6 protein-coding genes are annotated in these 5,996 nt (G+C 72.9%); 3 read left to right on the forward strand and 3 right to left on the reverse strand.

The window, feature by feature from the left end; genetic code table 11:
- The 3 genes from FHG89_RS07820 to FHG89_RS07830 form a co-directional block, all read right to left on the reverse strand.
- Positions 1-952: LacI family DNA-binding transcriptional regulator (locus FHG89_RS07820; protein ID WP_139583695.1), on the reverse strand; the 952-nt coding region annotated here is incomplete at its 3' end.
- A gap of 71 nt (positions 953-1,023) precedes the next feature.
- Positions 1,024-2,403: an FAD-dependent oxidoreductase gene (locus FHG89_RS07825; protein ID WP_139583691.1), complete on the reverse strand. Its 1,380-nt coding sequence runs from the start codon at positions 2,401-2,403 to the stop codon at positions 1,024-1,026.
- Positions 2,404-2,426: 23 nt separating this feature from the next.
- Positions 2,427-3,563, reverse strand: a complete 1,137-nt coding sequence (locus tag FHG89_RS07830) for a carboxylate-amine ligase (protein ID WP_139583692.1) — start codon at positions 3,561-3,563, stop codon at positions 2,427-2,429.
- A 226-nt stretch (positions 3,564-3,789) separates the two neighbouring features.
- Here FHG89_RS07830 and FHG89_RS07835 point away from each other — a divergent pair, with 226 nt between their 5' ends.
- The 3 genes from FHG89_RS07835 to FHG89_RS07845 all read left to right on the forward strand — a co-directional run.
- Positions 3,790-4,083, forward strand: coding sequence for a DUF6412 domain-containing protein (locus FHG89_RS07835; RefSeq protein ID WP_244295239.1), 294 nt, complete (start codon positions 3,790-3,792; stop codon positions 4,081-4,083).
- A gap of 99 nt (positions 4,084-4,182) precedes the next feature.
- Positions 4,183-4,926 carry a membrane protein insertase YidC gene (gene yidC, locus FHG89_RS07840; RefSeq protein ID WP_139583693.1) on the forward strand — a complete coding sequence of 248 codons (744 nt, stop codon included), beginning with the start codon at positions 4,183-4,185 and terminating at the stop codon, positions 4,924-4,926.
- An 82-nt stretch (positions 4,927-5,008) separates the two neighbouring features.
- On the forward strand, positions 5,009-5,996 hold a 988-nt coding region (locus FHG89_RS07845; protein WP_139583694.1), incomplete at its 3' end, for a glycoside hydrolase family 16 protein.

Raw genomic sequence — 5,996 nt, forward strand, 5'->3', positions numbered from 1 at the left:
GCAGGTGGGTGGGCAGGACACTGGTCGACGGGGGGCTGTCGTCGTCGCCGGCTATCCGCTGAAAGAGGCGTTCGGTGGCGACTCTCGCCAGCTCACGTGTGTCGTAGGCGACGACGGTAAGCGGCCGGGGCATCAGGTGTGCCAGCTCGAAGTCGTCGAAGCCGACCAGCGCGGCGTCACTGCCCCGCCGGTGCAGCTCCTGGAGCGCGCCGACGGTGAGCCGGTTGTTCGCGCAGAAGAACGCGGTGGGTGGGTCCGGAAGGTCGAGCAGCGCGGCGACGGCCCATCCGGCCTCCTCTGGGGCGATGAGGCGGTCCCGGACCAGCGACTCGTCCGGTTCGACACCGACTGCCGCCAGCGCCGCCCGCGCGCCGACCAGCCGCTCGCGCATCGTGGGCACGCTCGGCGCTCCGAGCAGGAGGCCCACCCGGCGATGCCCCTCGGCGAGCAGCGCGCCGACCCCGGCCTGGCTGCCGCCCCGGTTGTCCAGCAGGACGGCGTCCGCCTGCAACCCCTGCGGCGGCCGGTCCAGGAACACGACAGGCATGCCCAGCTCGACCTCCCGGCGCAGGAACGAGTGGTCGGGGCCGGCCGGCACCACCAGCAGCCCGTCGACCCGGCGCTGGGTGAAGTCCTGGAGCAGGGCGCGTTCCCGCTCCGGGTCCTCCTCGGACGAGGCGGTGATCAACATCGTGCCGTGCGCGGCGGCGATCTCGGCCGCCACACTGGCGATGGTGGCGTAGAACGGGTTGGCGATCTCCTCGATGAGCAGCCCCACCGTGGCGTTGAGCTGCCGCGAGCGCAGGTTGCGGGCGATGTCGTTGCGCCGGAATCCCAACTCGGCGATGGCGGCGAGGACACGACCCACCAGTTCCTGCCCCACCGGTTCGTCGTTGACCACCCGGGACACCGTCTTCAGGCTGACCCCGGCATGCCGGGCCACGTCGACCATCGTCGGGCGGCGGCGTGCGGCCGGCCGGGTGGGGGTCTGCGTCACGAGGTGGTCCTCCACGGAGGCGCGGGTCAGCGGTCGAGGGCGGCGAGCGCGTCGACCGCTTTTCGGGCAGCGATGAGCACCGGATCCCACACCGGCGCGTACGGCGGAGCGTAGCCCAGGTCGAGCGCCGTCATGTCGTCCACAGTCATGCCGTTCCACAGCGCCACGGCCAGCGTGTCGATCCGCTTGGCCGCCTCGGACCAGCCGACGATCTGCGCGCCAAGCAGCCGGCCGCTGGGCCGTTCGGCGATCAACTTGACGGTCATCGGCCGGGCGCCGGGGTAGTAGCCGGCCCGGTTGGTCGACTCGGCGATCACCGACACGAAGTCGAAGCCCGCCGCCGAGGCCTCACGCTCGCGGAGGCCCGTCCGGCCCACCTCCAGGTCGCAGACCTTGGTCACCGCCGTGCCGATCACCCCGGCGAAGGTGGCGTACCCGCCGCCGATGTTGATCCCGGCGACCCGGCCCTGCTTGTTGGCGTGCGTGCCCAGCGGCACGTGCACCGGCAGCCCGCTGACCCGGTGCAGCGTCTCCACGCAGTCGCCGGCCGCCCAGACGCCGGGCATCCCGGCCACCCGCATCCGGCGGTCCACCCGGATCGCGCCGGTCGGGCCGATCGGCAGCCCGGCCGTCTCGGCGAGCGCGGCGTTGGGGCGTACGCCGAGGCCCAGGACCACGACGTCGGCCGGAATCGGCCCCTCGGCCGTGACCACGGCGGACACCCGGCCGTCCCGCTGCTTTAGGCCGGTCACCGGCAGGCCGGTGCGGATCGTGATGCCGAGGCCCCGCATGGCCTCGGCGACCAGTTCGCCCATGTCGGGGTCCACCGTCGACATCGGTTGGTCGCCCGACTCGACCAGGGTCACCGAGAGACCACGTTGGATCATGGCCTCGGCCATCTCGACGCCGATGTAGCCGCCACCGATCACCACGGCCCGGCGTGGCTGCGGCTCGGCGTCCAGCCAGAGGCGCAGGGCCGCCCCGTCGTCGAGGGTCTGCATGCCGAACACGCCGTCCGCGTCGGTGTCCGCCCACGGCGGCTTCACCGGCACCGCGCCGGTGGCGTACATCAGGTCGTCGAAACGCTCGCGGACCTCGCCGCCGCCCTCCAGGTCCCGGGCCACCACCTCGCGGCGCTCCAGATCGATGGTCGTGACCTCGTGGCGCATCCGTACGTCCATGGCGTACGTGGTGCGGAACGTCTGCGGGTCCCGGGCGATCAGGGCGTCCGGGCCGGGAACCAGGCCGCTGATCCAGTACGGGATGCCGCACGCCGAGTAGGAGGTGAAGTGACCGCGCTCGAAGACCACGATCTCCAGGTCATCACGGCCACGGCGGCGGCGGGCCTGGGACGCCGCCGACATGCCGGCAGCGTCCCCACCGATGACGATCAGCCGTTGCGCCACGGGATCATCCTGTCACGAGGTGTTCAGCCGCGGGTCTGCCGTGCCACGTCCTGCACCACGTCGGTGAGCTTCCCGGTGCGGGCGAACACCGCACGCTGCCGGGCCGCGCCGGTGCCGTGGCGGCGCAGCCCACCCAGCAGGTCGGTCACCTCCGCCCAGTCGCCGTGCTGCTCCAACGCCGGCCGCATCCGCTCCACGAACTGGTCCAGCAGCTCCCAGGCCGGGCGAAGCTCCCCGGTGGTCACGTCGACGCCCTCGCCCTCCAGCCCGTCGTGCGCGGCCCGCCAGTGCGCGCCGACCAGCAGGTGGTGGTCGGTCCGCAGCGCCGGTCGGCCGGCCTCGACGTCCGACATGGCGGTGGCCACCAGGGCCCGGACCAGCGCGGCGACCAGCACCGCGTCGTCCACCGTCGGGCAGACGTCGCCGATCCGCAGCTCCACGGTCGGGTACTTCGCCGACAGGCGGGCGTACCAGTAGAGCATCCCCTCGTCGAGCATCACCCCGCTGGAGATCAACTGACGGATCAGCCGCTGGTAGTGCTCGTGCGACTCCAGGAACGGCGTCGGGGCCACCGACGGCCAGCGCTCCCACTCCACCGAACGCCAACTGGCGTAACCGGTGTCCTCACCCCTGGAGAACGGGGAGTTGGTGGTGACGGCGTGCAACAGCGGCAGCCACGGCCGTACGTGGTTGAGCACCTGCACACCGGTGTCCGGGTCCGGGACGCCCACGTGCACGTGCATGCCGTTGTTGCCGGGGCCGGGGACGAGCAGCCGGAACCGTTCGATCATCCGGTCGAAGCGGGGCTTGTCCACCACCGGCGGAACTGGTCCGTCCACCGGACCGGTGCCGATGGCCAGCAGTCGTACGCCGGCCCGCTCCGCGGCGTCGGCGAGCGCGCTGCGCAGCACGCCGAGGGAGTGCCGGATCGAGGAGAGTTCCAGGCCGGGCGGGCTGCCGATCTCGATCTGGCTGGTCTGGAACTCGCGCTCCACCTGCCCGCGCAGTTCCGCCGGCACCTGCTCCAGCACCAGGTCGACGGCGGGGACCGCGGCTCCGGTGTGCGGGTCGACGAGAAGGAACTCCTCCTCGACACCCACGGTGAGCAACTCGGCCCCCGCGGTCGTTCCGCTGGGCGCCTCCGTCACCTGGCCCGTCATCGCGACACCACCGTCCGTTCCTGCCGTCCACGGTCCGTCCGCGGCGGTCGGGTGTTCGGTTACCCAACGTGGCGATGCCGGGAAACGTGATGGCGGCGCGTCGCGCGTCGCTTCTCGAGTGTCGGCATCGCGGGCCGGCTTCCCGGCTTCCGGCGTAGTGCCTCGGGCGCGAGGCGCACCCTCTGGTTCGGTCAGGTGGCGTGACATCGGGTCCTATGCTGAGCCCGTGCCGGTGCCGCTGGGGTTCTTCTGGGTCGCGTGGATGTCCGCGTTCGCCCAGCTCACCCTGCTCGCGGAACGTCCGACCGACCTGCTGGCGGGCGCCGCGCTGACCGCCCTGGTGCTGCTCACCACGCTGCTCGCGGCACGTCTGCCAGGCCGTTCGGGGGCGGTGGGCGTCGCGCGTCGCTGGGCCGGGCTGCGGGCCCGCTCCCGAGGGCGTCGGATGCCCCGTCAGATCGACCCGGACGCCGCCGGACGGCCTCGTCCCCGCGCACCCGGACTCCCCTCGGTCGCGTAGCGCGCCGCGCCGCGCGGCCGATCCCGCCGTCACCGGTCCTTTCGCCCGGCGGACGCCGCCGGGGGAGGACCCCACCGGAATCGGACCGAGGGGTTTCCCATGCTCGCCTTCGCACCACTGCACGCCACTGTCGCCGCCGCCGGCGCGGCGCTGTCCTGGCTCACCGATCTGCTCGAACCGCTGGCCGGCGGCATGGCCACCGCCGCCGCCATCGTGCTGTTCACCGTCGCCGTGCGGTTGCTGATCTCACCGTTGACCGTCGCGCAGGTGCGCGGGGAGCGGCGCCGCGCGGCGCTCGCCCCGCAGGTGCGCGAGCTCCAGCGGCGGTACGCCGACGACCCGGCGACGCTTCAGCGGGAGGTGTTCACGCTGTACCGGTCGGCGGGCGCCAACCCGATCGCCGGCTGCCTGCCGTTGCTGCTCCAGTTGCCGTTCCTGCTGGTGCTGTACCGGCTGTTCAGCACCAGTGAGGGCGGCACGGGGCTGCTGGACGAGCGGCTGGCCGGGGTGCCGCTGGGCCACCACGTCAGCGACGGGTTGGCCGGTGCGGCCGGTCCGCTCTTCGCCGTTCTGCTGGCCCTGCTGCTGGTGTTGGCCTGGTGGTCGTCGCGGCGTGCGCGTCGGGCGTCGGCGGCGGTCGGCACGGTGGCCGGTACGCCCACCGAGGGGCCGGGCGCTGCCACGCTCGGTCGGCTGCTGCCGCTGTTGCCGTTCACGACGGTGCTGGTGGCGCTGGTGCTGCCGCTCGCGGCGGTGATCTACCTGGTGGCCACGACCGCGTGGTCGGCGTTGGAACAGGTGGTGCTCCGTCGCCCGCAGGCGGTTCCGGCAAACACCGAATAGATCGACGTTGACAACTGTCCCGGCGAGACGTACAACCACTGAGAGAGCGCTCTCTCGACCGTCCCCGCAGAGAGGCACGTCCATGTCCCCACCTCCGGCGGCCCCCACCGCCTCGCCCGTCCGACGCCGCCTGCTGGCGTCCGCCCTGCTCGTCGCCACCACCACCGCCCTGGCCGGCGTCGCCGTGACCGCGCAGGCCGCCGTTCCGCCTCCCCCCACCGGCTGGAGCACCGTCTGGAGCGACGACTTCACCGGCGCGGCCGGCACCCTGCCGTCGGCCGCGAACTGGATCATCGACACCGGGCACAACTACCCCGGCGGCCCGGCGAGCTGGGGCACCGGCGAGATCCAGACCTACACCGCCAGCACCGCCAACGTCAGCCACGACGGCGGTGGCAACCTGCGGATCACACCACTGCGCGACGGCGGGGGCGGCTGGACCTCCGCCCGGATCGAGACCGTGCGCAGCGACTTCAAGGCCCCGGCCGGCGGTGTGCTGGCCATCGAGGGCCGCATCCAGATGCCGAACGTCACAGGTGCCGCGGCTGCCGGCTACTGGCCGGCCTTCTGGGCGCTCGGCGCGCCCTACCGCGGCAACTACCAGAACTGGCCGGGCATCGGCGAGTTCGACGTGATGGAGAACGTCAACGGCATCAACTCGGTGTGGGGGGTGCTGCACTGCGGCGTCGCCCCCGGCGGGCCCTGCGACGAGTTCAACGGCATCGGCGCGTCCCGGGCCTGCCCGGGCGCGAGCTGCCAGTCCGCGTTCCATACCTACCGGTTCGAGTGGGACGCCTCCATCAGTCCCCAGCAACTGCGCTGGTACGTCGACGGGCAGCTCTTCCACACCGTCACCCAGAGCCGCGTCGGTGAGCCGGCCTGGTCGCAGATGACCTCGCACGCGGGCTACTTCCTGCTGCTCAACGTGGCGATGGGCGGGGCGTTCCCGAACGGCGTGGCCGGCAGCGGAACGCCCACCGCGGCGACCGTCCCGGGTCGACCGATGCTTGTCGACTACGTGGCGGTGTACCGCCGGGTGGCGGCGTGGTGGGCGGCGGCGTGGTGGGCGG

The organism is Micromonospora orduensis, from assembly GCF_006228125.1.
Lineage (GTDB): Bacteria > Actinomycetota > Actinomycetes > Mycobacteriales > Micromonosporaceae > Micromonospora > Micromonospora orduensis.

What these genes read in the sequence shown, in the direction of transcription:
- yidC (WP_139583693.1), top strand. Translation starts at nt 4,183, where the DNA reads ATGCTCGCCTTCGCACCACTGCACGCCACTGTCGCCGCCGCCGGCGCG.
- FHG89_RS07830 (WP_139583692.1), bottom strand. Translation starts at nt 3,563, where the DNA reads ATGACGGGCCAGGTGACGGAGGCGCCCAGCGGAACGACCGCGGGGGCC.